13 protein-coding genes and 1 pseudogene are annotated in these 26,331 nt (G+C 71.3%); 4 read left to right on the top strand and 10 right to left on the bottom strand.

The genetic code is table 11. The features are described from left to right. Positions 1–10 precede the first annotated feature (10 nt). A complete protein-coding gene (locus STRVI_RS19150; RefSeq protein ID WP_014057329.1) occupies positions 11–520 on the bottom strand; it encodes a DinB family protein in 510 nt (169 codons plus the stop codon). A gap of 34 nt (positions 521–554) precedes the next feature. Beyond that, complete coding sequence (locus tag STRVI_RS19145) at positions 555–1,244, bottom strand: SAM-dependent methyltransferase (protein WP_014057328.1); 690 nt, start codon at positions 1,242–1,244, stop codon at positions 555–557. Positions 1,245–1,377: 133 nt separating this feature from the next. Between STRVI_RS19145 and STRVI_RS19140 the strand changes: the two genes are divergently transcribed. The 3 genes from STRVI_RS19140 to STRVI_RS19130 all read left to right on the top strand — a co-directional run bounded on the left by STRVI_RS19140 (position 1,378) and on the right by STRVI_RS19130 (position 5,099). Then, positions 1,378–1,965 carry a helix-turn-helix domain-containing protein gene (locus tag STRVI_RS19140; protein ID WP_014057327.1) on the top strand — a complete coding sequence of 196 codons (588 nt, stop codon included), beginning with the start codon at positions 1,378–1,380 and terminating at the stop codon, positions 1,963–1,965. A gap of 286 nt (positions 1,966–2,251) precedes the next feature. Beyond that, complete coding sequence (locus tag STRVI_RS19135; RefSeq protein WP_014057326.1) at positions 2,252–3,532, top strand: YeeE/YedE family protein; 1,281 nt, start codon at positions 2,252–2,254, stop codon at positions 3,530–3,532. Between the two features lie 136 nt (positions 3,533–3,668). Then, entirely contained in the window at positions 3,669–5,099 is a 1,431-nt protein-coding gene (locus STRVI_RS19130; RefSeq protein ID WP_014057325.1) for a DUF3616 domain-containing protein, read from the top strand. 61 nt (positions 5,100–5,160) lie between these two features. Here the strand turns inward: STRVI_RS19130 and STRVI_RS19125 are convergent, their stop codons facing one another. Then, entirely contained in the window at positions 5,161–5,949 is a 789-nt protein-coding gene (locus tag STRVI_RS19125; RefSeq protein ID WP_014057324.1) for a hydrolase, read from the bottom strand. Positions 5,950–6,236: 287 nt separating this feature from the next. Here STRVI_RS19125 and STRVI_RS19120 point away from each other — a divergent pair, with 287 nt between their 5' ends. Next, a complete protein-coding gene (locus STRVI_RS19120) occupies positions 6,237–6,644 on the top strand; it encodes a RidA family protein (protein WP_014057323.1) in 408 nt (135 codons plus the stop codon). 65 nt (positions 6,645–6,709) lie between these two features. Here STRVI_RS19120 and STRVI_RS19115 read toward each other — a convergent pair whose 3' ends face one another. From STRVI_RS19115 to STRVI_RS48015, 7 genes and pseudogenes are all read right to left on the bottom strand, one after another. Continuing rightward, positions 6,710–7,090, bottom strand: a complete 381-nt coding sequence (locus tag STRVI_RS19115) for a winged helix-turn-helix transcriptional regulator (protein ID WP_014057322.1) — start codon at positions 7,088–7,090, stop codon at positions 6,710–6,712. Positions 7,091–7,172: 82 nt separating this feature from the next. Beyond that, on the bottom strand, positions 7,173–8,057 hold the full coding sequence (locus STRVI_RS19110; RefSeq protein ID WP_014057321.1) for an alpha/beta fold hydrolase: 885 nt from the start codon (positions 8,055–8,057) through the stop codon (positions 7,173–7,175). Positions 8,058–8,161: 104 nt separating this feature from the next. Further along, the gene (locus tag STRVI_RS19105; RefSeq protein ID WP_014057320.1) at positions 8,162–8,770 is read right to left on the bottom strand and encodes a TetR/AcrR family transcriptional regulator; all 609 of its coding nucleotides are present in this window, start codon (positions 8,768–8,770) and stop codon (positions 8,162–8,164) included. Between the two features lie 150 nt (positions 8,771–8,920). After that, a complete protein-coding gene (locus tag STRVI_RS19100) occupies positions 8,921–9,970 on the bottom strand; it encodes an ACP S-malonyltransferase (RefSeq protein WP_014057319.1) in 1,050 nt (349 codons plus the stop codon). Continuing rightward, positions 9,967–11,403 carry a class I adenylate-forming enzyme family protein gene (locus tag STRVI_RS19095; protein ID WP_014057318.1) on the bottom strand — a complete coding sequence of 479 codons (1,437 nt, stop codon included), beginning with the start codon at positions 11,401–11,403 and terminating at the stop codon, positions 9,967–9,969. The genes STRVI_RS19100 and STRVI_RS19095 overlap by 4 nt, the downstream gene beginning before the upstream one ends. 130 nt (positions 11,404–11,533) lie before the next feature. Continuing rightward, entirely contained in the window at positions 11,534–18,448 is a 6,915-nt protein-coding gene (locus STRVI_RS19090) for a type I polyketide synthase (protein WP_014057317.1), read from the bottom strand. 139 nt (positions 18,449–18,587) lie between these two features. Beyond that, positions 18,588–26,318 (bottom strand): annotated as a pseudogene (locus tag STRVI_RS48015) (SDR family NAD(P)-dependent oxidoreductase); the annotation flags it as partial. Positions 26,319–26,331 lie beyond the last annotated feature (13 nt).

Below are 26,331 nucleotides of genomic sequence, written 5' to 3'. Positions count from 1 at the left end.
GTAGCGGGTGTCAGCGGCCGGTGGATCCGTCGATCCGCTCGCGGAGGATGTCGGCGTGGCCGGCGTGCCGGCCGGTCTCCTCGATCATGTGCACCAGGACCCAGCGCATCGACGGTGCCGAACCCCGGCGCGGGGCTCGCGGAGCGGGGAGCGCCAGATCGGGGCAGGCGTCGATGACCCGGTTCGCGCGCTCGACGGTCTCGCGGTAGTCGGCGAGCACGCCGTCGACGGTGTCCTGCGCGGACGGCCGCATGGTCGCGGGCCAGTCACCGGCGTCCTCACCGAGGAAGGAGAACCGCTCGACGAACGCCAGATGCTTGAGCAGCCCGAGAAGGCTGGTGCCCGAGGGCACTCCGCCCGTTCGGACTTGCGGTTCCGGTACGCCCGCGACCTTGTCCGCGACCGAGTTCCGCAGATGGTCGAGGAAGCCCCGCAGGGTGGCCTTCTCATCGGGGCCGGTCGTCGGAGGGCCGGTTTCCCTCGCCCGGATCCGGGATGGCTGGGCACTGTCTCCTTGCATCGAGTCGCTCCCCTGCGTCGTGAAGTCGGTTGGTTCAGGCGGTCATTGGGGGGTCGCGCCGCTGGACGAGCAGGACGTTGTCGATGACGGTGGCGGTCTCACCAGCGGGTCCGGTGGCCCGGCGGCGGGGCATCTCGGCGCGCCGCACGGACCAGTGCGCGGGGTCGAGCTCGAGTTCGGCGGCGATCTCGGTGGGCGTGGGGTAGTGGATGTCGGGGTCCTGGTTCCACGACCAGGGTGCGGTGGAGCCGTGGTCGACGATCAGCAGGAGACCGTCAGGGCGCAGCGCCCCTGCGGCGGTGCGCAGGACTCGGCCGCGGGACAACGAGAACGGGGTGTGGAAGTACTGGGCGGAGACCAGATCGAACTGGCCGGCCGGGAAGCTGCTGGCCAGATCGTGCTGTTCGGTGACGACCCGGTCCGCGACGCCGAGATCGCGGGCGCGCTCCCGCACCCGTTCGACGGCCGTGGTGGAGATGTCCACGGCGGTGACGTGCCAGCCCTGCTGGGCCAGCCAGATGGCGTCGCCGCCGGGGCCGCAGCCCAGATCCAGGGCGGCGCCGGGGCGCAGCGGCGCGGCGGTCTCGGCGAGCAGCGGGTTGACATGTGCGGGCCAGGCACGCCGGGTGCCGTAGTGCCGCTCCCAGAACTGCTCGGCGTCCGCGTCCGCCGTGCCCTGATCCCCGGCGTGGGCAGTGGGTCGTCGGCCTTGCGTGGAATCCATCTGAGTCGCCCCTTCGTCGGCCGGCGTGCCGAGCGTGATCCGATACGCGCCTTCGACGCCGGTGATGTACCGACAGCCTCGACGCCGCCATTTCGCTCTTGCAAGAAAAGTTGCGGATCCGCATCATCGGGGGATGGACAACCCAGGCAACCCCGCGGAAGACGTTCTGGCCGGAGTCGGGCCGCGGCTGCGTGCCCTGCGCCGGGCGCGGAGCGCCACGCTGGCGGCGCTGGCGGACGAGACCGGCCTCACGGCGAGCACCCTGTCCCGGCTCGAGAACGGCAAGCTCCGCCCCACCCTTGAGCAGTTGCTGCCCCTGGCCCGGGCGCACGGCGTCCCGCTCGACGATCTCGTCGCGGCGCCGCCCACCGGCGACCCGCGTATCCACTTGCGTCCGGTGCGGCGATCCGGGCTGGTGATGGTGCCGCTGACCAGGCGGGCCGGCGGTGTCCAGGCGTACAAGGTGATCTATCCGCCCGCCGACCGGTCACCCACGATCAAGCTGCAGACCCACGAGGGATACGAGTGGTTCTACGTCCTCGACGGCCACGTCAGGTTTGTGCTGGGCGAGCGGGAGTTCCGGCTCGGAGCCGGCGAGGCGGCGGAGTTCGACACCCGCATACCGCACTGGATCGGCAGTGCCGACGGTCGGCCCGCGGAGGTGCTCACCCTGTTCGGCGCGCAGGGAGAGCGCGCACATGTGGCACCGGCCGGGCACTGACCGTCCCGGGATCCGTCTGTGGCTGACTCCACAGATCACATGGTGAGATCAGGGTCCAGTTTATGAAATCCGGACCATATCCTCGTTTCCATGTCCGCACCCGCCCGTCCGCTGCGTCTCGCGCTGTTCGCGAACTCGGCGTGGTGCGTCGACGACGGCCTCTGTCGCCGCTGAGCCGGAACCAGCCGGTTTCCCCACCGCGCGCCGCCACCCGGCGCCGCGCCGCCCGGCCGGGCCCTCCCGCCCAGCGTGATGCCCCCCATTCGAACGTCTCCGGAGTCCGCACGTGACCACCGCCCCGCCCGCCGAGGCAGCGAAGCCCGCCGCGCTGCTGTCCCCCTCACCCACCTCCGTGCCCCGGCCGGAGGCGCCCGCCGCGCCGCCGGTGCGCCGGGTGCCGCTCGCCGTGTCCGGGCTGCTCGGCGCGGCGCTGACCGCGTATGTGTGGTCCGCCCACGGGGCCAAGCCCGGCGTCCTGCTGCTGCTCGGCCTCGCCCTGGGAATCGCCCTCTTCCACTCCCGCTTCGGCTTCACCTCCGCCTGGCGGCAACTGGTCGCCGTCGGCAACGGCACCGGCCTGCGCGCCCACACCCTGCTGCTGGGCACCACGGCCACGCTGTTCGCCCTGCTCATCGGCACGAAGACCGGGCTGTTCGGGTCCGTACCGGCGCCCTCGGGCGGACCGCTGGGCTTCGGGCTGCTGATCGGCTCGTTCGTCTTCGCCGTCGGTATGCAGCTCGGTGGGGCCTGCGCCTCCGGCACCCTCTTCGCGGTCGGCTCGGGGCAGTCGTCGATCGTGCTCACGCTCGGCGGCTTCATCGGCGGTGCGACCCTGGCCGCCTGGCAGTTCGACCTGTGGAAGGACCTGCCGTCGCTGGAGCCGGTCGTCATGGCGGACCATATCGGCTGGTTCGGCTCCTGGGCGGTGACGATCCTCGTGCTCGCCGCCATCGTCCTGATCAGCCGTAGCGTCCAGGCCCGCCGCAACCCGCCGCCGATCGGTCCGGTGCCCTCCGCGCGCGGTGCCGCCGCCCGTGTCCTGCGCGGCTCCTGGCCGCTGGCGGTCGGCGCTCTGGCGCTGGCCGTGCTGGGCGCCGGGGTGCTGCTCGTCTCGGGCGGCGCCTGGGGCGTCACCAGTGCCTTCAGCCTGTGGGGATCGGAGCTGGTGCGAGCGCTCGGCGGCCACCCGGAGAGCTGGAGCTGGTGGCAGCAGCCCGGAAACAAGGAGATGCTCGCCGGTCCGGTGCTCGCCGACAAGACCAGTCTCACCGACATCGGCATCATGATCGGCGCGGCCGTCGCCGCGGCGCTCGGCGGCACCTGGACCCTGCACCGCGGCGTGCCGTGGCGGACGGCGACCGCGGCGGTGCTCGGCGGGGTGCTGATGGGCATCGGTGCCCGGCTGGCGGGCGGCTGCAACATCGGCGCCTACCTCGCGGGCATCGCGTCCGGCAGCCTGCACGGCTGGGTCTGGGGCGGCTTCGCCCTCCTCGGCACCTGGGCCGGGCTGAAGCTGCGGCCGCTCTTCGGGCTCGGGAACCCGAAGCCGGGCGACGGCGTCTGCTGACCGCGACGGCCCCCTCCTCGGCCGCAAGTGGTTCGTGTTCGGGGGTCGTTCATGCACCCGCCATGTAAATGATCCATCGTCAGGGCGGTGTGCCGGTCCACCGACCGGCCCCGCAGCTGACGAAGGGTTGCTCACGATGGTCCCGTTCCATGCCGCTCCCCCGCGCCGTACCCGCCGGGTCGTCCACGCCGCCGCGCTGGTGCTGGTGGCCGGCGCCACCACGCTGTCCGCGCTCCCGGCCTCCGCGGTGGCCGGGAAAGCGGACTACGGCACGCCGACCATCAAACCGGCCACCTCGTACCTGTCCGGCGCCGTCGGCGCCACCGGCGACCCGACGGTGACCGTGAAGGTCGGCCAGAGCGGCGCCGACGCGGACGCGCTCACCGTGTCCGCGACCGCCACCACCCACGGCTCGGTCGCCGAGACCGGGGACGTCACGGTGACCGGCACCGGCGCCACCCGCGAGGTGGCCGTACAGGCGCGCGGCAAGGGCTACACCGACCTCACCCTCAAGGTGAACGGCCTCGGCGGCAAGAGCGCCACCACCACCCTGCACTACGCGGCCTCCGGTACCGTGGGCAACGCCGCCGACACCCGCTACCTCACCGGCTCCAGCGACTCCTCCGCCGCCGTGGACGTCGGCGACGGCTACATGGTCGTCGCCGACGACGAGTCCAACGTCCTGCGGCTGTACCGCCGCGACTCCTCCGGCGCGCCGGTGCGCACCTGGGACGTCAGCTCCGACCTCGGTGTCGACAAGGAGATCGACATCGAGGCCGCGGCCCGCGTCGGCGACACCATCTACTGGACCGGCTCGCTGGGCAACAACAAGGACGGTGAGCCGAAGGAGGACCGCTTCACCCTCTTCACCACCACCGTCTCCGGTTCGGGCGCCGACACCGAGCTCGAGGTCGGCGGCTCGTACCAGGGCCTGCGCGAGGACCTGGTGGACTGGGACAAGGCCAACGGCGACCGGCTCGGCTTCGCCAAGGGCACCGCGGACGGCCAGGTGCCCAAGCAGATCGACGGATTCAACGTCGAGGGCCTGGAGTTCGCGCCCGGCTCCGGCTCCACCGCGTACATCGGCTTCCGGGCGCCGCTGGTGCCGCCCGCCGACGGCGGCAAGGCGCTGCTGGTCCCGGTCACCAATGCCGACGAGCTGGCCCGGTCCGGCAGCGACAAGGACACCCACGCCACCTTCGGCGATCCGATCACCCTCGACCTCGGGGGCCTGAGCGTGCGCGACATCCGCCGCAACGACAAGGGCCAGTACCTGATCGTGGCGGGTTCCTGGGCGGCCGAGGACAACAGCGCCCCGTACGCGCTCTACTCCTGGGACGGCGTCGCCGGACACCAGCCGGTCAAGCGGCTCGACCTGCCGACGGCCGACCCGGGCGGCTGGGAGATCGTGGTGGACGTGCCCGACCTCACGGCCCCCGGCGCCCGCGCCCAGGTCATCACCGACAGCGGCTCGGCCGACCTGTACGGGGACGGCACCGAGGCCAAGGACCTGGAGCACGAGGAGTGGAAGAAGTCCCGGTCGGTCAGCTTCCCCCTGAACCCCTGAACCCCTGAACCCCTGAACCGGTTGCCCGGGCCAGTTGCCGAGAGCTGTCCCCGACGGTGGCTCAGCAGCCGATCCGGGAGGTGCCGACGGCGACGTCGTCGTACCAGAGAGTGTCGTCGCCCTCGCCGTAACTCTCCCAGCCCAGCCGCAGATCGCCCGGGGCGGGCCGCCACCCGCCCCGGCTCAGCCACTGCTGGTCGACGTCCTGGGTCGGGGTGCCGTCCACCACCAGGCCGGTGACGAGCGCGCCGTTCACCCAGGTGTCCAGGCGGCCCGCGGTGCGGTCGAGGCGGAACTCCAGACAGGTCCAAGTGTTGACGGGCAGCGGGGTGCTGAGCGCGACGCCCGCCGGGCTCTGGGCGGGGAGAGTGGCGTCGTCCGACTCGCGGTTCCACTGCAAGGCCTTGTTCTGACCGCCCATGCGCAGGTCCCTGCCGTTGTCGTTGGCGTCGCGCAGGGCGGCGAACGTGACGTGCTGGGCGGGCAACGCGGTGGTGTGGCGGACCCAGAAGCGTCCGTAGAGGTCGCCACCGGAGGGCAGACCGGACAGCGAGGTGCCGGCGAAGGCATGGTTGCAGTATCCCGCCTTGCCCGTGATCCGCACCGACGTGGTGCCGCCGTGAGCCGTCGTGGTGTCCACGGTGGCGGTGCCGGTGCCCGAGCAGTTGGCGACGGCCGTGGTCCAGCGGCCCGCGGGGGTGGTACCGGTCTGGGACTCGAAGTCCTCGCAGAAGCCATCGGCGGCGCAGGCCACCGGTTGTGCCGAGGCCCGTGGCGCGGCCGGGGCGGTCAGCGCCAGCGCCACGGCCACCGCGGCGGCGGCCAGGGCGCGGTGTGGTGTGGGGGTCATGGCGGATCCTTCGACTGGTCAGGACGATCGAGAGCTTGGGAGCGCTCCCACTACGTCGAGGCACTGTAGCCCGTACATGACAAACCCGGAAGGCCGGGCGTCCGAGGAACCGGTACGCGGACCCCTTGGGTCACTCGGTCACCAAAAGGTTCCCCAGTCACCGAAAAGTGCGTTCTTCCATGTCAGCGGCCACTCTCTTACGGTTTCCGGGTAACCAAGAGAGAGCGCGCCCCCATGGGCTCCGCGGAAGCGAGCCCGTGGGCTCCCCTGATGAGAAGGCAGGCAGCATGGCCATCACCCTGGTAAACCCCAGCGGATTGCCGGAGATCGAGGTGTACCGGCAGGTGTCGATCGCGACCGGGTCGAGGCTGGTCCATATCGCCGGGCAGGTCGCCTGGGATGCCGATGGGGTCACGGTCGGCGAAGGTGACCTCGCCGCTCAGGTCGAGCGGTGCTACCTGAACATCGGCACCGCCCTGGCGGAGGTCGGCGGCTCCTTCGACGATGTGGCGAAGCTGACCGTCTACGTCGTCGACTGGACGCCCGACAAGATGCCCCTGTTCCTGGAAGGGGCGGCCCGGGCGGCCGCGAAGCTGGGGGTCACCCCGGTCCCGCCGGGCACGCTGCTGGGGGTCGCGGCGCTGGACATCCCCGAGCATCTGGTCGAGATCGAAGCCACCGCGGTCCTCGACTGACGTGGCCGCGCGGTGGCCCCGCAGGACACGGGGCCACCGCGTGGTCGCTGTGACCGCTTCCCCGATCAGGCGTCGAAGCGGCGGCGGGAGTCCTCGATATGGCCGAGGTAGGTGTGGGTCCAGCCGCACATGCCGTCGACCGTCGCGCGCAGGGCCCGGCCCGGCTCGGTGAGGGTGTACTCGACCCGGGGCGGCACGGTGGGGTGCACCTTCCGCTCGACCAGGCCGTTGCGCTCCAGCATGCGCAGGTTCTGGGTGAGCATCTTATGACTGATGCCCTCGACCTCGTTCCGCAACTCGCTGAAGCGCAGGGTGCGTTCCCCGAGGAACTCGATGATCAGGAACGCCCACTTGTTGGCGACATCCGCGAAGATCTCCCGCGCCAAGGAGTCCGCGCGCATCAGATCGGCGTCCTCGGGCGAGCCGGTGTACTGCTTGGTGCCCATGGGGCCACTCTCCTACAGCTCCCGAGTCACCTCAAGAGAGCACGGAGGCGCAGGGCCGGCCCCGGCGCGTCCGCGACTCGGGTCAGGTGAGCCGGTCGGCCAGGAACGGCAGCAGGACGTCGGCCACCTCGTCCGGCACCTCCTCGGCGAGGTCGTGTCCGGCCTGGAAGACATGGCCGGTGACATCGTGGGCGAGCAGTCGCATCTGGGTCTCGTTCCGGTCGCCGATGAACGCGTCGCCGCCGAGCGCCAGCACCGGGATGTTCAGCATCGTGCCGGCCGCCTGCCGGTTCTGTTCGGCGTCGACGAGCATCGCCCGGTAGATCGCCAGCATCGAGCGGATACCACCGGGCATGGAGTAGCAGCGCACATACTCGTCGATTGCGTCGGCGGTGGCGGTGTCGGGGAAGCTGCGCTCGTCCTTCAGCATGTACGTGATGAGTTCGCGCTCATGCCCGGTGATCAGCATCTCGGGTACGTCCGGCTGGAAATAGAAGCCCAGATGCCACAGGAACATCCCGCCCGACACGTTCTCGCGGGTCAGCGCGGTGTGGTCCTCGAAGCCGAAGCCGGGCAGCAGCGCCTCGGCGAACACCAGCGCCTCGACGTGATCACGGTGGCGGGCGGCGAGCTGATAGGCGACCACCGCTCCCCAGTCCTCCCCCATCACGGTGTAGGACCCATGCCCGAGGTGGGCCATCAGCGCGGCGATGTCGTCGCTCATGGTGGCGCAGTCGAATCCGTCCGCGGGATGGGCCGAGTCGCCCAGACCACGGAGGTCCGGCACGACGACGGTGTGCCGTGCCGTCAGCTTCGGGACCAGATGCCGCCAGTGATAGCCGGTCTTGGGCACACCGTGCAGTAGCACCACCACCGGACCGGAGCCGGCCGTTCGGTAATGGAGCTTGGTGCCGTTGACGGCGGCGCGGCCGGTGCGGACAGGTTCTCCACGATGATCGAAAAGCATGACCCCTCCATGATTCGGGACTGATTAGTCTTGAATTAGTGCACACACAAGACACCCAGAGGTGTGGGTGTCTTCCGCTTCGACGCGGTCGCGGAGCGCCGCCGTCAGCCGGTGACGGCGGCCGCCGGGGAGGTCAGCATCGCCATGACGGTGTCGACCGCGGTGGTGATGCGGTCGCGCTGGTCCTCGCCCGCGCACGACAGCACCTTCAGGCCACTGTTGAGCGAGGCCAGCATGGTCGCCGCCGAACTCGGATCGACGCCGGGCGCCAGCTCGCCCTGCGCGCGGGCCCTCAGCAGCGCACCGAAGAGCGCGGTCTCGAGGCGGCTTCGGTTACCCTCCAGGCGCCGCGAGATCTCGGGGTCGGAATCCCCGTGCTCCACCGTGGCGTTGACCGCGAAGCAGCCCTGGGGCGTACCCGGCTTCGGGGCTGCCGCGCTGGTCTCCAGCAGATCCCGGACCGCGTCCAGGGCGGACGCACGCGACGCCAGGATGTCGGCCGGGCTCGGCGTGGCGGCGCCGGAGAGAAAGCGGTCGAGCGCGGCCAGATACAGCCCGCGCTTGGACCCGAAGGTCCCGTACAGACTTGCCCGCGCGATTCCCAGGCCCTCCACCAGATCACTGGTGGACGTCCCCTCATAGCCATTGCGCCAGAACAGCCGCATCGCGGCGTCCAGCGCGACCTCGGGGTCGAATTCCTTCCTCCGTGCCATACCGGCACACTAGCCTTTCGAGATCGATCAGTCAATTTGAAGAGGATGCCATGGACGACGGCCGCCGGCTGGGCGCTGCCCGAGGGCAGCGCCTCCATCAGACGGCGGACGACGATCCGGGGCCGACCGTGGCCCCGGGCGGAAAGGCCGTCACCGCCGTGCCCGGCGAGCACTCCTCTGACGGACGCGCGGGCGCATCGCCTTGCGGGCGTCGATGGCCAGGACCTCGAAGTTCTCGCCGGTGCTGTTCACCCGGCCGAAGAGGTTGTCCGGGCCCGAGATGCAGATCTTGGTGATGCCGCGCTCCCGCATCGTCTCCACCATGTCCGGCCAGCGGATCGGACAGTTGAAGGTGTCGAGCAGCATGGTGCGCACCCCCGCCGCGTCGGTCAGCAGCGCGCCGTTCTGGTCGGAGACGACCGGGAGCTTGGGGTCGGCCAGCTCGAAGCCGCCGAAGACCTCCTCCTCCGCCTTGCGGCGCAGATCGCCGAACGAGGGGGCGTGTACGGGCGGCCTCATGGTGTACATGTTGTAGCCGCCGAGGTCGCCGATCCGCTTCTTGAACCGATCGAGCACGGGCTCGCGCAGGGACACGAGGTAGAAGCCCTGGTCGATGTAGCCGGAGAGGTCGTGCCACTCCCCCTCGTCGTCCAGTTCGCCCAGCGCCTTGCGAAGGCTCTCCTCGGGGGTGTGGATCACGCAGTGCGTGACCGCCTCACGGTGCTCCTGCGCGAAGTACTCCTCCTCGCAGCGGGCCAGCTCGGCGGTGAGCCGCACGGTCTCCTCGAAGGGCAGGGACCCCGCGTAGGTCACCGCGGCCCGCTGGCCGAAGCTCGGTCCGGCACACAGCTCGGGCTTCTCTCCCAGCGTCTCCTCCGCCCAGTCGGCGAGGGAGAGACAGACGGTCAGGAAGGCGATCTGGGTGTGCGCGGCGTACTGCCCCTCCTCGTCGCCGTCCGACTGGCGGTACTGGTCGAACACGGAGTACCCCACCACCTCGTCGGCGATCGCGAGCCGGCGCCGGGCATGGGGGTTGGTCAGCAGGAACTCGCCCACGTCGGTGAAGCGGAAGGGCCCCATCCCGGGGAAGACGAACGCCGTGCGGCCCGGCTGCGACTCCGTTGCCCGGGACTCGGGGGTCTGCGACTCTGCTGCCTGGGATTCGGTGGTCTGGGGCTCTGTCGCCTGTGGCTCTGTCATGCCTTCGCTCCGGGTGCCAGGTCGAGAGCGAGCTGCTCAAGTTGTCGCTTGTCGGGCTTGCCGTTGCGGTTCAGGGGGAATCGCTCCAGGACATGAATGCGGTTGGGGTGCTCGAAGGCGGGCAGCAGAGAGCCGATCGGCTCCCGCCAGTACCGCGACTCCCGCTGCTGCTCGTCCTCCACGAAGAAGACGAGCTGGCAGCCTCGCTGCTCGTCGGGGACGGGGACGACCTTGACGAGACAGCCGCCCGCGGCCAGCTTGTGCTCGATGATCTCGGGATAGAGCGTGTGGCCGTTGCGGTGCACCGCGGACTTCCGGCCGAGGACGAAGAGGTTGTCCCCGCCGTCGAGATAGCCGAAGTCGCCGGTGGGGTACCAGTCGGTCTTGTCCTGGTCGACGGGGGCCACTGTGCCGTCGACCGCAAGGTAGCCCTCCATCAGGTCGGGCGAGTGGACCTGGATCTCCCCGACCTCGCCCGAGGGGAGGGCGGCGCCCTCGTCGTCCACGATCCGCAACGTCAGGCCCTCGACGGCCCGCCCGCAGGCGACGACGTTGTCCTCGGTCGCGAAGGCCACGTTTCCGGCCTCGGTGCTGCCATAGCTGTCCAGCAGGGGCAGCCCGAACTTCTCGACGTAATCGCCGACCAGGCCGGGATCCAGCGGGGCCGCCCCGCTGCAGAACATGCGGACACCGGACAGCTCGTCCGCCAGGGCGGGCTTACGGCCCATCATGTTGAGCATGCTGCGGTAACTGGCCGGGGTGGCGTCGACCACCGTCGCCCCGCAGGTGCCGGCCATGGTCATGGCCCGGTCCAGACGCCGGTAGGGCGCGATGACCAGCGAGCACTTGACCAGCCAGGCGATGAGCACCATGGACAGCCCGTACTGGTGCGAGAAGGGCAGCAGCGGCAGCAGGACGTCGTCGGAGCGATGGCCCACCTGCTCGGCGTTGCGCTCCAGGTTCTTCAGGAACTTGGCCCCGGTCTTGACGACGCCCTTGGGCTCCCCGGTGGACCCGGAGGACCACATGATCAGGCCGTCGGGCAGCTCGCACCAGGTGTCGAGGGACAGCCGCCGCTCGGCGGGGGACTGCTCCACGCTCGCCACGAGCAGTTCGTAGACGGTGACCCGGGCCGGGCCGCTCTCGGGCATCGGGGTGTCGTCGTCGACCACGCATATCTTGACGCCGGCCCGGTCACAGATGCTCTGTGTCGCCTCCGCCCGCTCCTGGTGGTCGACCATGACGATCGACGCGCCGACGTGCATCAGGGCGAGAAGGGCCCCGACGTAGCCGGCGGAGTTGCCCGCCTTCAGCATGACCCGGGTGCCGTCGCTGACTCCGCGCTCGCGGAGCGCGTCGGCGATGGCCAGGGCCCTCTGTTCGAACTCGGGAAGCGAATACACCGCTTCCGTCGCAAAGACCTTTGCGGTCATCGGGTTTCACTGTGCCTTTCTTCTTCTTGAAGTCTCTTGGGGTGAGAAACACCCGCGCCGCCGGGGCCCTTCGAGACGTGGCCCTGGAGTGCGAGTCCCCCCGGAGGTCTCCGGGGGGACTCGGCCTTCGTCAGTTGCCGAGATCCTCGAGCATCATGTCGATCAGGTCGTCGTCGTCCATCGCGTCGATGGAGTCCGTCTCCTTCTCCTCGGTGTCTGTCTCGGCCTGGTCCTTGCCGCTCGCCAGCTCGGTGAGCGCGTCCAGCAGACCGGAGCGGCGCAGGCGCCCCAGCGGAATCGACGTCAGAAGGGCACGGATCCTGGCCTCTTCCGGATCCATGTCCGACTCGGCCGGGCTGTCCGTCGCTACCCGGCCGCGCAGATACTCGGCGAGCGCGGCGGGCGTGGGGTTGTCGAAGATCAGCGTGGAGGGAAGGCGGAGCCCGGTGGCCGAGTTCAGCCGGTTACGGAACTCCACGCCCGCCAGCGAGTCGAAGCCGAGGCTCTGGAAGGAGCGGTCGGGCTTGATGGACTGGGCGCCGCTGTGGCCCAGCACCATCGCCGCGCTGCCACACACCAGGGCGAGCAGCGCATGGTCGAGTTCGGCTCCGGAGAGAGCAGCCAGCTGCTCCTTGGCCGACTCGGCAGCGGTCGCCTTCCCGTCGGCCGCCGCCCTGCTCCGCACCCGGACCGCACCCCGCAGCAGGGTGGGGATGTCGGTCTGGCCGCTGAGCGCCGAGGTCTCCAGCCGCATCGGCACGAGCAGGGCGTCCTCACTGGTCCGGCCGGCGTCCAGCAGACGCAGACCGTCCGCCATGGACAGGGCCGCCATGCCCTCGCGCGCCATGCGCACCATGTCCGCCTGGCTGAGCGTGCCGGTCATGCCGCCGGCCTGCTCCCACGGTCCCCAGGCCAGCGATACGGCGGGGAGGCCGAGCGCGCGCCGATGTGCGGCGAGCGCGTCCAGGAAGGAGTTGGCCGCGGCGTAGTTGCCCTGTCCCGGGCTGCCGAACACACCGGCGACGGACGAGAACATCACGAACTCCGCCAGGTCCAGATGGCGGGTCAGCTCGTGCAGGTTCCACGCCGCGTCGACCTTCGGCTCGAAAACCGCGTCGATCCGCTTCGGCGACAGAGTGTCGATGACACCGTCGTCGAGTACGCCCGCCGCGTGCACGACCGCGGTCAGCGGGTGGTCGGCGGGCACGTCGGACAGCATCCGGTCCAGCGAGGCGCGGTCGGCCACATCGCAGGCCGCCAGCGTCACCGACGCGCCCGCCTCGGTCAGTTCGGCCTTGAGGTCGGCGGCGCCCTCCGCGTCCGGCCCGCGCCGGGAGACCAGGACCAGGTTGCGCACTCCGCGCTCGGCCACCAGGTGGCGCGCCACCTCGCTGCCCAGGCCGCCGGTGCCACCGGTGATCAGCACCGATCCCTCGGGGTTCAGGGCGCTGGGCATGGTGAACACGTTCTTGCCGATGTGCCGGGCCTGGCTGATGTACCGCACCGCGTCCGGGGCCCGGCGCACGTCCCATGCCGTCACCGGGAGGGGGTGCAGTGCGCCACGGTCGAAGAGATCGACCAAGTCGACCAGCATCCGCTGGACCGAGTCGTAGTCGGCCACGTCCAGGTCGTACGCGCTGTACTTCACCCCGGGGTGGTCCTGCGCGACGACCTCGGGGTCCCGCACGTCGATCTTGCCCATCTCCAGGAACCGCCCGCCCCTGGGCAGCAGCCGCAGGGAGGCGTCGACGAACTCGCGGGCGAGCGAGTCCAGCACCATGTCCATGCCCCGGCCGTCGGTGGCCTCCGTGAAGCGCCGCTCGAACTCCAGGTCACGCGTCGAGGCGATGTGCTTCTCGTCGAATCCCATCGCCCGCAGGGTGTCCCACTTGCCGGGGCTGGCCGTGGCGTACACCTCGGCGCCGAGGTGGCGTGCGAGTTGCACGGCCGCCATGCCCACACCACCGGTGGCGGCGTGCACCAGGATGGTCTCGCCCTCCTGGAGCTTGCCGAGTTCCACCAGGCCCATGTAGGCCGTCAGGAAGACCAGCGGCACCGTCGCCGCCTGCGCGAACGTCCAGCCGCTCGGTATGGGGACGATCTGCCGCCGGTCGGCGACCGCGACGGGCCCGAACGATGCGTCGATCATGCCCATGACCCGGTCACCGGGTGCCAGGTCGGTGACTCCCGGGCCGACCTCCAGGACCACACCGGCGCCCTCGCCACCCATCGTGGCGTGGTCGTCGGGGTACATGCCGATGGCGATCAGCGCGTCACGGAAGTTCAGACCGGCGGCGCGCACCGCGATCCGCACGTATCCGGGTGCCAGCGGCTCCTCCGCCGCCGGATCGGGCATCAGCGAGAGGCTGTCCAGGGTGCCGCCGCCCGTGGTGCCGAGCTTCCACGCCGAGGTGTCGGCGGGGGCCTCGAGCACCCGCCCGGCGGCGTTCCTGGCGAGCCGGGGAATCAGCCCCCGGCCCACGCGGAGCGCCACCTCGCGCTCGCCCGCCGCGAACGCGGCCGTCACCACGCCGACGGCTGCGACGGCCGACTCGGCGTGGCGGTCGATGTCCACCAGCTGGATCCGGCCCGGGTTCTCCGTGGCCGCCGAACGCAGCAGTCCCCAGACCGCGGCGTTGGACAGTCCGGCGACGCCCTCACCCGGGCCCGTCGCGACCGCGTCGCTGGTCACCACGACCAGCCGGGACCCGTCGAACCGGTCCTCCGCCAGCCAGGACTGCACCAGGGCCAGCGCCCGGTGGGTCGCCTTCCGAGCGGCGTCGGCGAGGTTCCCGGCGTCCGGCCCGGCGGGCTCGCCGCCGCACCAGGCCCAGACCACATCCGGCACCGCGGCACCCTCGTCGACGGCGGCGACGAGCGCGTCCACCCCGGCGTACTCGGCGTACTCGACGGCGGAGGCGGTGAGCAGCTCGGCCACCCGCGCCCGGTCGGCGCCGATCACCGCCGTGGACGCGCCGTCCACGGTCCGCTCGCCGTCCCGCGCGGCGGCGAACTCGTCCCAGTTGACCCGGAACAGCGTTCCATCGCTGCCGGTGCCGCGCGGCCCCGACGCGAACCGCTCGGCCGCCACCTCCCGCACCACCAGCGACTCCACCGAGGCGACGGGCGCACCCGTGGCGTCGGTCACCAGCAGCGCGACCGTGTCCTTGCCCTGCGGGCGCAGCCGCACCCGCACCCGTCCGGCGCCCGCCGCGTACAGGGTCACCCCGGCGAAGGAGAACGGCAGGGTCACGCGCCCGCTCTCGCCGCCGAAGTCGCCCATCTCCATGGCGTGCAGGGCGGCGTCGAGCAGGGCCGGGTGCAGGCCGAACCGTCCGGCCTCCTGGGCGGCCGAGTCCGGCAGCGCCACCTCGGCGTAGACGTCGCCGTCCAGCCGCCAGACCGACTCCAGCCCCTGGAAGACCGGCCCATATCCGTAACCGACCTGGGCCAGGCCCTCGTAGAAGCCCTCCATCGGCACCCGCTCGGCGCCCGGGACGGGCCACCGCAGCAGGCTGTCGGTGACCGCGGCGCCGCTGTCGGCCTCGAGGACGCCCTGGGCGTGCCGCACCCACTCCTCCCCCAGCTCGTCGCTGTCGGAGCGGGAGTACACGCCGAGGGACCGTACGCCGGATTCGTCGGCGGGGCCGACCACGAGCTGGACGCGGACGCCGCCGTGCTCCGGCAGGAGGAGCGGGGTCTCGAGGGTGAGTTCGCCGAGCCTCCCCGCCCCGGTCTCGATGCCGGCGAGCAGGCCCAGCTCGACGAATCCGGTGCCGGGGAAGAGCACTCCGCCGGCCACGGCGTGGTCGGCGAGCCACGGGTGGGTCTGCAGCGACAGGCGCCCGGTCAGCACCGTGCGGTCGCCCTCGGCCAGTTCGGTGAGCCCGCCGAGCAGCGGGTGGTCCACCCTGCCGAGGCCGACACTCCGGGCGTCGCCGGTCACGGCGCCGCCCGACTCGAGCCAGTACCGCTTGTGCTGGAAGGCGTAGGTCGGCAGGGTGACGCGGCGGGCGCCGCGCCCGGAGTACACCGCGTCCCAGTCCACGCCGACACCGTTCGCGTACAGGGTGGCGACCGCCTCCGCCAGCGTCTGGGCCTCGGCGCGCCCGGAGCGGGCCAGGGGCACGAAGGCCGCGTCGGCACCGACGGCGTCCAGGCAGTCCTGGCCCATCGCGGTCAGCACGGCGTCGGGACCGAGCTCCACGCAGGTGGTCACGCCCTGGTCGGCGAGCTGCCGCATGCCGTCGTCGAAGCGGACCGCCTCCCGCACATGGCGGACCCAGTACTCCGGAGTGGCCAGTTCGGCGCCCGCGACATCGCCGCTGACGTTGGAGATGACCGGGATGGCCTGGACCGAGTACGCCAGGCAGGCGGCGATCTGGCCGAACTCCTCCAGCATGGCGTCCATCCGGGGGGAGTGGAACGCGTGGCTCACCCGCAGCCGCTTGGTCTTGCGGCCCTGGGCCTCCCAGTGGCCGGCGAGTTCGAGCACCGCGTCCTCGTCGCCGGAGAGCACCACCGAGGTGGGGCCGTTGAGCGCCGCCAGCGACACCTGGTCCTCGCGGCCCTCCAGGCTTCCGGCCACCTCCTCCTCCGACGCCTGGACGGCCACCATCGCGCCGCCCTCGGGCAATTCCTGCATCAGCCGCCCGCGGGCCGCCACCAGGGCGCACGCGTCCTCCAGGGACAGCACCCCGGCGACGTGGGCCGCGGCGATCTCGCCCACCGAGTGCCCCATCAGGAAGTCGGGGCGCACGCCCCAAGACTCCAGCAGGCGGAACAGGGCCACCTCGAAGGCGAACAGCCCGGCCTGGGTGAACATCGTCTGGTTGAGCTCGTCACCGGTGGCGGCGGCCGCGTCGTCATCCTCGGGGCCGAAGACCACGTCGAGCACGGAGGTGCCCAGGCGCACGTCCAGATAGTCGCACGCCTCGTCGAACACGTCGGCGAAGAGCGGGTAGGTCTCGTAGAGCTCGCGGCCCATGCCCAGCCGCTGGGCGCCCTGTCCGGTGAACAGGAACGCCATCCGCTGCACGGTGGACGTGCCCAGCACCAGGCCCGGCGCGTCGGTGTCCTCGGCGAGCGCGGCGAGGCCGCGCAGCAGCCCCTCGCGGTCGGAGGCCACCACCACGCCCCGGTGCTTGAGTGCGGCACGTGTCACGGCGGACGACCATCCGATGTCGACCGGCCGCGCGTCGGGGTGGTGCACCACGTGCTCGCGCAGCCGCGCGGCCTGCGCCCGCAGCGCCTCCTCGCTCCTGGCGGACACCAGCCACGACACGGGCTGGTACGCGGTCTCCTCGTCGGCGACATCGTCCGTGGCGGGGGCGGGCTCCGGCGGCGGGGCCTGCTCGATGATGGCGTGTGCGTTGGTGCCGCTCACGCCGAACGAGGAGACACCGGCACGGCGTGGCCGCCCGGTCTCCGGCCAGGGGCGCTGCTCGGCGAGCAGCGCCACGCCGCCCGACGACCAGTCCACGTACGGGGTCGGCACCTCCACGTGCAGCGTCCTGGGCAGGATGCCGTGGCGCATGGCCATCACCATCTTGATGACACCACCCACACCGGCCGCTGCCTGGGTGTGGCCGATGTTCGACTTGAGGGACCCCAGCCACACCGGCTGCCCCTCCGGGCGGCTCTCGCCGTAGGTGGCGATCAGCGCCTGCGCCTCGATGGGGTCGCCGACCGAGGTTCCGGTGCCGTGCGCCTCGATCACGTCGATCTGGTCCGCGGTCAGTTCGGCGTTGGCCAGCGCCTGGCGGATGACCCGCTGCTGGGAACGGCCGTTGGGGGCCGTCAGACCGTTGCTGGCGCCGTCCTGGTTGACGGCGGAGCCGCGTACGATCGCCAGCACCTCGTGGCCGTTGCGCCGGGCGTCCGAGAGCCGCTCCACCAGGAGGACGCCGACGCCCTCGGCCCATGACGTGCCGTCGGCCTCGGCGCCGAACGCCTTGCAGCGCCCGTTGGAGGAGAGTCCGCGCTGGCGGCTGAAGAGGATGAAGTCACCCGGGGTCGGCATCGTGGCGACACCGGTGGCGAGCGCCAGATCGCACTCCCCCTGGCGCAGCGAGTGCGCCGCCTGGTGCAGGGAGACCAGCGACGAGGAGCACGCGGTGTCCACGGTCCACGCCGGGCCCTCGAAGCCGAAGGTGTAGGCGATGCGCCCGGAGGCGACGCTGCCCGCGATACCGGTCAGCGCATAGCCCTCGAGGCCGCTCTTGGTGCTCTGCAGAGGGGGCCCGTAGTCGTGGTGCTCGGCGCCGGTGAAGACGGCGGTCCTGCTCCCCCGCAGCTTGGTCACGTCGATACCGGCCCGCTCGAAGACCTCCCAGCTGGTCTCCAGCAGCAGCCGCTGCTGCGGGTCCATGGCCAGTGCCTCGCGCGGCGATATGCCGAAGAACTCCGCGTCGAACTCGGGGGCGTCGTGGATGAATCCGCCCTCGGTCGCGTAGCTGGTGCCGGGCTGGTCCGGGTCCGGGCTGTAGAGCGCCTCCAGGTCCCAGCCCCGGTCGGTGGGAAACGGGGTGATGGCGTCCACGCCCTCGGAGACGACCTTCCACAGCTCCTCGGGGCTGTTGACGCCTCCGGGGAAGCGGCAGCTCATCCCGACGATCGCGATGGGGTCGTCGGAGCCCACGACGGCACGCGCGGGGGCGGTGTCGTCCGTGGCGACGGGGAAGATCTGCCGGTGGAGGTGGTCCACCAGCTCGCCGGGCGTCGGGTAGTCGTAGGCGAGCGACACCTCGAGCGTGAGCCCGGTGGCCGCCACCAGTCCGCGGTGCAGATTGACCGCCGCGAGCGAGTCAAGACCCAGGTCGAGGAAGGAGCTCTCGGCGTCGAGCGTACGCGGTGACTCAGACCGCAGTGCCCCGGCGACATGCGCGCGTACCAGGTCGAACAGGACCCTGCGCTGCTCGTAGTCCGGCAGTTCTCGAAAGTCCGGTGCGAGTGAAGGAAGTTCGCCTGGGCTCTCCCCGCAATCCGGCCCAGCCTGGATTCCGGACTCTCCTGAGTCGCTGGACCCGCGCAACATGCTGCTCACCTAACTCCTGCTTCGTGGAAGACCTTGCGTCAAAGCTGTGTGCCGCGCTGAATGCGGCCTCGGCGTTGGGCGCCCGCCCGCCATCCATCGATGCCGGGCGGGCGCCCGGCTGTTAGAGGCCGGCCACCCAGTCCTCGACGGCCTGGGCGGTGGTGTCCGCGTGCTTCTCCATCATGGTGAAGTGATCTCCGGGCACATCGATGGCGGAGTCGGCGGGCCAGTCCGCCTGCCAGCTCTGCGCCTCCGCGTCCGGAGCCGCCGCCAGCACCGGCTCCGTCGCACGAATCTGGAGGCTGGGAACCGAGATCTGCGGCGGCTTCCACCCCTCGAGCAGATGCACGTACCAACCCATGGCGGACATCCGGACACCCTCCATGGAGACGAGCTCCTCCCGCTCGTACATTTCGTCCGTCCAGGCGTCCTCGAACTGGCCGAGCTTCGTGGTGTACGGAAGGTAGGTGTCCATCAGGACGACTCCCGCGGCCGGTGTGCCCTGGCTCTCCATGGCGGCGGCCACCGCGTGGGCGAACATTCCTCCGGCCGAGGAGCCGCACAGGACGACCGGGTCGCCTTCGGCGTACTCGGCGACGACCCGCGCCTGCAAGCGGAACAGCGCGTCCAGGGTGGCCGGAAGGCTCTCACCGTGGACGGACCCCACGGTGCCGAGAGCCGCCACATCCCGGTTGCCACGGAACGGCGCGGCGAACCGCGCGTACTGGTGGACGCCGCCCAGGGCGACATGAGAGGAGAAGCACACCAGCCGGGGGCGCCCAGGACCCCGGGAGAGCCGCGCGGGCCTGATGTTCCCCTCGAAGTCGGCAGGGTCCTCGAAGGCCGGACGGAGCTGCGCCGCGTTCATCAGCAGATCCATGCCGATCTTGTGCTTGCCCTGCTGCGCCGCCTGCCGGTAGAGAGAGCCGAGGGTGTCGGGCGCGTTCGCCTGCGGCGCCGCGGGAACGGGCTCGGTCACGGGCACGGCGACCGGAACGGCCGGGGCGGTCTGCTCCTGGGCCTGGCGGCCGATGGGGCTGGACGCGACCTCGGCCGCGAGCCGGGGCCGCAGATGGGCCACCATCTCGCCCGGGCTCGGGTGGTCGAAGACGACCGTGGTGTTCAGCCGAAGGCCGGTGAGGGCGGCGAGCTGGTTACGGAATTCCACCGCGGTAAGGGAGTTGAAGCCCATCTCCAAGAACTCGTGGCCGGTGTCGATGTCATTCGGCGATGCGAACCCAAGCACCGCGGCGGCGACGGTACGCACCAGTTCGAGAAGCACCTCGTCCGTCTCGGCCTCCGACAGCCCAGCCAGCCGCTGCCGCAGCTGTCCCGGCTGGTCCACCTCGGACTCCGCCGCCCGAGCCGCACGGCGGACCGGGGAATCCGGGACGACGGAACGGAACACGGCGGACATCGCGGCGCCCTGGGCGCGCAGCGCACCGATGTCCAGCCGGGCGGGAATCACCACGGCCGTGTCGGAGACGACGCCCGCGTCGAAGAGCTCCAGGCCCTCCTCGGAGGAGAGCGGCACCAGACCGGTGCGCGCCACATCGTTCCACGCCGTGTCCAGCCGCTGGACCTCGTAGAGATCGCTCAGCAACGGGCTGGGCCGGACCGCGGTGAACGCGGGAGCGAACCGTTCCCAGTCCACGTCCACGACGGCCACCACACCGTCGTCACCCGCTATCGCGCGTTCCAGACCGGCGATCGCCGGCTCGGGCGCCATCCGGGGCAGCCCACGTCGCGCCAGCTGCTCCCCGGAGTCGTCCCCCGCCGCCATGCCGCTCTCGGCCCAGGGGCCCCAGACCACGGAGGTGCCGACGAGACCCCGCGCACGACGGTCTTCCACCAGCGCGTCCAAGTAGGCGTTGGCCGCACCGTAGGCGGCCTGGCCACCGCTGCCCCACACACCGGAGACCGACGAGAAGAGCACGAACGCGTCGAGCTCACGGTCGCCCAGCAGCTCGTCCAGGTTGACGGCGCCCGCCACCTTGCCCGATACCAGGGCGGCGACATCGGCCAACCCGCTCTCCATCAGTGGCACCACCCCGGTGGCCCCCGCCACGTGCACGACCGCCGTCAGCGGATGCTCCTCCGGCACCGCAGCCAGCACCGCGGCCAGCCGCTCCCGGTCGGCCACATCACAGGCCGCCACGGTCACCCGGGCACCCAGCGCCTCCAGCTCATCGCGCAACTCGGACGCACCCGGCGCGTCAAGACCCCGACGGCTGGTCAACACCAGATGCTCGGCACCACTACGCGCCAGCCAGCGGGCCGTATGAGCACCCAGCCCGCCCGTGCCACCGGTCACCAGCACGGTGCCCCGCGCCCGCCATGTCGCCCTACCGGTGGTCGCGGCCGACCGCACCAGACGGCGTACGAAGACACCGGAACCACGCACCGCGACCTGGTCCTCGCCGCCCTCGACGGACAGCACACCGGCCAGCCGGGCCGCGCCGCGCTCATCCAGCGACTCCGGCAGATCGACCACACCGCCCCCCAGCAGCGGCAGCTCCAGCGCGACCACCCGGCCCAACGCCGCCACCATCGCCTGTACGGGGCTGGTGAGCCGGTCCGAACCGCCCACCGAGACGGCCCCCCGCGTACCGCTCCACAGCCGAGCCGAGATCTTCGCCTCGACCATGGCCCGCACCAGGGCCAGGCTCAGCGCGTAGCCACCCGGCAGGGCCGGGTATTCCGGGCAGGGCTTCTCGTCCAGGGCCAGCAGCGACAGGACACCTCCCAGCTCGGGCGCCCGCTCGGCGACCTCGCGCAGCCGCTCCGCCAGCGCGTTCGCGTCGAGGTCCCGCTCCTCCACCACGACCGAGACCACATCCGCGCCGTGCCGCTCGAGGGCGGCGACAACGCCCGAGACCAGCTCGTCCTCGACGTGGGACGCCGGAACCACCACCGGCCAGGTCCCCGACAGCGACCCCTCGGCCACGTCCGGGACGGGCTTCCACGACACCTGGTAGCGCCAGTTGTCGGGTCCCTCCTGGGGTGTCACCCCGCTGTCCTGGGCCCACAGGCCCCACGCCAGCGAGACGCCCGGCAGTCCTTGAGCGCGACGCCATGACGCGAGGCCGTCCAGGAACACGTTCGCCGCGGCGTAGTTGCTCTGCCCGGCCGCGCCGAGCAGACCCGCGGTCGAGGAGAACAGCACAAACGCCGACAGGTCCATGCCCGCGGTCAGCTCATGCAGGTTCCAGGCCGCGTCCGCCTTCGCCCTCAGCACCGCGCTCGCCCGCTCGGGCGTCAGCGATGCGAACAGCCCGTCGTCGAGCACCTCGTCCGCGTGCACCACGGCGCTCAACGCGAACTCCTCGGGCAGCCCCGCCAGCGCCGAAGCGAGCGCCTCACGGTCCGCGGCGTCACACGCCGTGACCAACACCTCGGCGCCCGCGGCCTCCAGCTCGGCCCGCGATGCGGCCGCGCCGTCCGTCTCCGCACCCAGGCGGGACAGCAGCACCAGCTTCTTCACACCGTGCCGGGCCACCAGATGCCGGGCCGCCAGACCACCCAGACCGCCCGTGCCCTCCGTGACCAGCACGGCACCGGAGCCGAACACCTCCGTCTCGGGAGCGTCAGCCGCGGGCAGTGAACGTGCCAGACGTGGCACGTGGACCTCGCCCGAACGCACCACCACCTGCTCCTCACGAGTAGCTATCACCCCCGCGAGAAGTCCCACCGCACGCCCGACGTCATCCGTGTCGACCAGCACCACCCGTCCCGGGTGCTCCGACTGCGCCGACCGCACCAGACCCCATGCGGCCGCGGCCGCCAGATCGCGCACACCGTCGCCGGTGTCAACGGCACCCCGGGTCAGCACCACCAGCGGGGTTCCCGCGAACCGGTCGTCGGCTACCCACGACTGAACGGTCTCCAGCACCTCACCGACCCGTGCGTGGACCTCGTCCACCACAGCGGAGCTGTCCGAAGCCACCGGCAGTACCACCATTCCGGGCATGCTCGTGCCCGCCGCCACGGTGTCACTCAGCGCCGTGGGGTCCGCGTACACATCGGCGGGGAAGAAGCCCGCCGCCTCCAGAGCGGCGCCCACGCCGAGGCGGTCGTCGACCAGCACCGCCCACCAGCCAGGTGCCACGCCCTCGGCGGGCTTCGTGGTGCTCGCCGTCCACTCCATGCGCAACAACGCGTCACCGGCCGCCCGGCCCAGGTTCTGCAACGCGGCGGCCTGCATGGGCCGGAAGACGAGGGAGTCGACGGAAGCCACCGGGCGGCCCGAGGTGTCGGCCATGGCCACCGATACGGCCTGCCGCCCGTCCGGGACGATACGGACTCGCAGCGCTTGGGCACCGACGGCTTCCAGGGAGAATCCCCGCCACGAGAACGGCATCAGATTCCCCGCGCTCGGCGCGTCGTCGCCTCCGCGCAACGCGTTGTTGGCGCCGATCGCCTGGAGGGCCGCGTCGAACAGGGCCGGGTGCAGACCGAAGTACTTCGCGATGCCGTGCTGGTTCTCGGGCAGCTCGACGTCGGCGAACACCGCGTCGCCGCGCTTCCATGCGCGCCGCAGCCCGCGGTACGCGGGACCGTAGTGCAGCCCATGCTCCTCGGCGTGCTCGTAACCACCGGAGACGTCGACGGGCTTGGCCCCGGAGGGCGGCCACTTCGCGAAGTCGAAGGAGGCCGCCGGGGCGGGCGGGGTGAGCACACCGTGAGCGTGCCGCACCCACGGCTCCTCGAGGTCGGCCTTGTCGTCGGCCGGCTCCATCCGCGAGTACACGCTCACCTCGCGATGGCCCGAGGCGTCGGCCTCCGCCACCTCGACCTGGATCTGCACCCCTCCGCGCTCGGGCACCGCCAAGGGCGCCACCAGCACCAGCTCATCGACCCGGCCGCACCCGACCTGGTCCCCCGCTTGCGCGGCCATCTCCGCGAAGGCCGTCCCGGGCACGAGCGGCACTCCTTGCACCGCGTGGTCGGCGAGCCAGGCGTGCGTGGCCATCGACAGCCGCCCGCTGAGCAACACTCCGCCGCCGCCCGCGAGCGAGACCGCGGCGCCCAGCAGGGGATGCCACACCGCCCCGAGGCCCACCGATCCCACGTCGCCGACGGTCGCCACCGAGTTCAGCCAGTAGCGCTGACGCTGGAAGGCGTAGGTCGGCAAATCGACCCGGCGGGCACCACGGCCCTCGTACACCTTCCGCCAGTCGACGCCGACGCCAGTGACGTGCAGTTCGGCGGCGGAGGTCAGGAACCGCTCCAGGCCGCCCTCATCCCGCCGCAGCGTGCCCACGACCACCGCCCGCTTCTCAGCGGCCTCCACCGTCTGCTGAACGGGAAGCGTGAGGACGGGGTGCGGGCTCACCTCGGCGAAGACCGTGTGACCGTCATTCAGCAACGTGCGCGTCGTGGACTCCAGCTCAACGGTCTGCCGCAGATTCCGGTACCAGTACTCCGCGTCCAGACCCGCCGTATCGACCTGCTCACCGGTCACCGTCGAGTAGAACGGCACATCCGACACACGCGGCGCGATACCCGCCAGAACCTTCAACAACTCCTCGCGGATGGCCTCCACATGTGCGGAGTGCGAGGCGTAGTCCACCGGCACCCGGCGGACCCGGATCTCCTCGCCCTCCAGCTGCGCGACCATCTCATCCAGCGCACCCGGATCACCCGACACCACAACCGACCCCGGGCCATTGACGGCCGCCACCGAGATCACACCATCCCAGGCGGCGATACGCTCCTTGACCTGGTCGACCGGCAGCCCGACCGACACCATGCCACCACGGCCCGCGAGACTCGCCGCGATCGCCTGCGACCGCAACGCCACCACCTTCGCGGCATCCTCCAGCGACAACGCACCCGCCACACACGCCGCCGCGATCTCACCCTGACTGTGACCCATCACCGCGTCCGGCACCACACCCACCGAACGCCACAGCCTCGCCAGCGACACCATCACCGCGAACAACACCGGCTGCACCACATCCACCCGGTCGAAACCAGGAGCACCCTCAGCCTCGCGCAGCACATCCGTCAACGACCAGTCCACATAAGCCGACAGAGCCGACTCACACTCACCGATCGCCTCCGCGAACACCGGCGAGGAGTCCAACAACCCCACCGCCATACCCACCCACTGCGCCCCCTGACCCGGGAACACGAAGACGGTCCTGGGTCGCTTCACCGTCTGTCCCTTGACCAGGCCCGGAGCGATCTCGCCCTTGGCCACGGCCTGGAGGCCGCGCAGGAGGCTGTCGCGGTCCTCGCCGATCACCACGGCACGGTGCTCGAGCGCCGACCGGGACACTGCCAGGGAGTAGCCGATGTCCGCCACCGACGCGAGCGCGAGATCGTTGTCCTGGGAAGCACCCTGAGCCGTCAGACTCGCGTGCAGCCGCTCGGCCTGTGCCCGCAGCGCGGCCTCGCCCTTGCCGGAGACCAGCCATGGCACAACGGAGGAGGCGGCAGGCGCAGGCTCACCCCCAGCACCGGCCTGCGGATCGGCCGGCCCCGGCTCCTCGGCTTCGGGGGCCTGCTCGATGATGGTGTGCGCGTTGGTTCCGCCGATCCCGAAGGCCGAGATGCCCGCCCGACGGGGCCGGCCTGTCTCCGGCCAGGGCCGAGCCTCGGTGAGCAGCTTCACGGCCCCCGCCGACCAATCCACATGGGGTGTCGGCTCGTCCACGTGGAGTGTCTTCGGCAGGATGCCGTGCCGCATGGCCATCACCATCTTGATGACCCCGGCCACACCCGCCGCCCACTGCGTATGGCCGATGTTGGACTTGAGGGCGCCCAGCCACAGCGGCTGGTCCTCCGGCCGCTCCTGGCCGTAGGACGCGATCAGCGCCTGCGCCTCGATCGGGTCACCCAGTGACGTGCCCGTACCGTGCGCCTCGACCACGTCTACCTGGTCCGGGGTGAGTCCCGCGACATCGAGCGCCTGGCGGATCACCCTGCGCTGCGAGGGGCCATTGGGAGCCGTCAGACCATTGCTGGTGCCGTCCTGGTTGATTGCCGAACCTCGGAGAACGGCCAGCACCGGGTGGCCGTTGCGACGGGCGTCCGACAGCCGCTCCACGAACAGCACGCCGACGCCCTCGGACCAGTTGGTGCCGTCGGCGGGCGCCGCGAAGGGTTTGCAGCGGCCGTCGGTCGCGAGTCCTCGTTGGCGGCTGAACTCGGTGAACCCTCCCGGGAGGGCCATCACGGCGACGCCCCCGGCCAGGGCGAAGTCACACTCGCCCTGGCGCAGCGCCTGCACGGCCAGGTGCAGGGCGACCAGAGACGATGAACACGCTGTGTCCACCGTCACCGCGGGGCCTTCGAGGCCGAGCACGTAGGAGATCCGGCCGGAGGTGACGGCAGGGTGTTGCCCTGTGAGCAGATGGCCTTCGACCTCTTCGGCCTCCATCGCCCCGGCCGCGCCGTACCCCGTGTTGGCACCGCCTATGAACACGCCGCCCGCGGCGCCCTTGACAGACAGCGGGTCGATGCCCGCCCGCTCCACGACCTCCCAGGACGTCTCCAGCAGCAGCCGCTGCTGGGGGTCCATCGCCAGCGCCTCACGCGGGGAGATCCCGAAGAACACGGGGTCGAAGAGCGCGGCGTCGTACAGGAACCCGCCCTCGTTCACATAGCTGGTCCCCTGGCTGTCCGGGTCGGGATTGAACAGCTCCTCGTGCCAGCCCCGGTCCTTCGGGAACGGTGAGAGCACGTCGGCCCCGTCGGCGACGGTGCGCCACAGCTCCTCCGGCGAGGTGACCCCACCAGGAAAACGGCAGCTCATCGCCACGATCGCGATCGGCTCCCGCTGCTTCGCCTCCACATCCTGAAGGCGCTGACGGGTGCGGTGCAGATCAGTCGTCACCCTGTTGAGGTAGTCGCGGAGCTTTGTCTCACTCATTGTTTGGCGCCAC

Origin of the sequence: Streptomyces violaceusniger Tu 4113 (assembly GCF_000147815.2) — a bacterium.
GTDB classification, from domain to species: domain Bacteria; phylum Actinomycetota; class Actinomycetes; order Streptomycetales; family Streptomycetaceae; genus Streptomyces; species Streptomyces violaceusniger_A.
The sequence above is the reverse complement of the archived record's forward strand: the minus strand, read 5'-3'. Positions and strand labels throughout refer to the sequence as shown.

Bases quoted from the DNA above. Each gene is read 5' to 3' on its own strand.
- STRVI_RS19095 (WP_014057318.1), bottom strand. From the start codon at position 11,403: ATGACCGCAAAGGTCTTTGCGACGGAAGCGGTGTATTCGCTTCCCGAG.
- STRVI_RS19145 (WP_014057328.1), bottom strand. From the start codon at position 1,244: ATGGATTCCACGCAAGGCCGACGACCCACTGCCCACGCCGGGGATCAG.
- STRVI_RS19115 (WP_014057322.1), bottom strand. From the start codon at position 7,090: ATGGGCACCAAGCAGTACACCGGCTCGCCCGAGGACGCCGATCTGATG.
- STRVI_RS19105 (WP_014057320.1), bottom strand. From the start codon at position 8,770: ATGGCACGGAGGAAGGAATTCGACCCCGAGGTCGCGCTGGACGCCGCG.
- STRVI_RS19150 (WP_014057329.1), bottom strand. From the start codon at position 520: ATGCAAGGAGACAGTGCCCAGCCATCCCGGATCCGGGCGAGGGAAACC.
- STRVI_RS19125 (WP_014057324.1), bottom strand. From the start codon at position 5,949: ATGACCCCCACACCACACCGCGCCCTGGCCGCCGCCGCGGTGGCCGTG.
- STRVI_RS19140 (WP_014057327.1), top strand. From the start codon at position 1,378: ATGGACAACCCAGGCAACCCCGCGGAAGACGTTCTGGCCGGAGTCGGG.
- STRVI_RS19130 (WP_014057325.1), top strand. From the start codon at position 3,669: ATGGTCCCGTTCCATGCCGCTCCCCCGCGCCGTACCCGCCGGGTCGTC.
- STRVI_RS19100 (WP_014057319.1), bottom strand. From the start codon at position 9,970: ATGACAGAGCCACAGGCGACAGAGCCCCAGACCACCGAATCCCAGGCA.
- STRVI_RS19110 (WP_014057321.1), bottom strand. From the start codon at position 8,057: ATGCTTTTCGATCATCGTGGAGAACCTGTCCGCACCGGCCGCGCCGCC.
- STRVI_RS19120 (WP_014057323.1), top strand. From the start codon at position 6,237: ATGGCCATCACCCTGGTAAACCCCAGCGGATTGCCGGAGATCGAGGTG.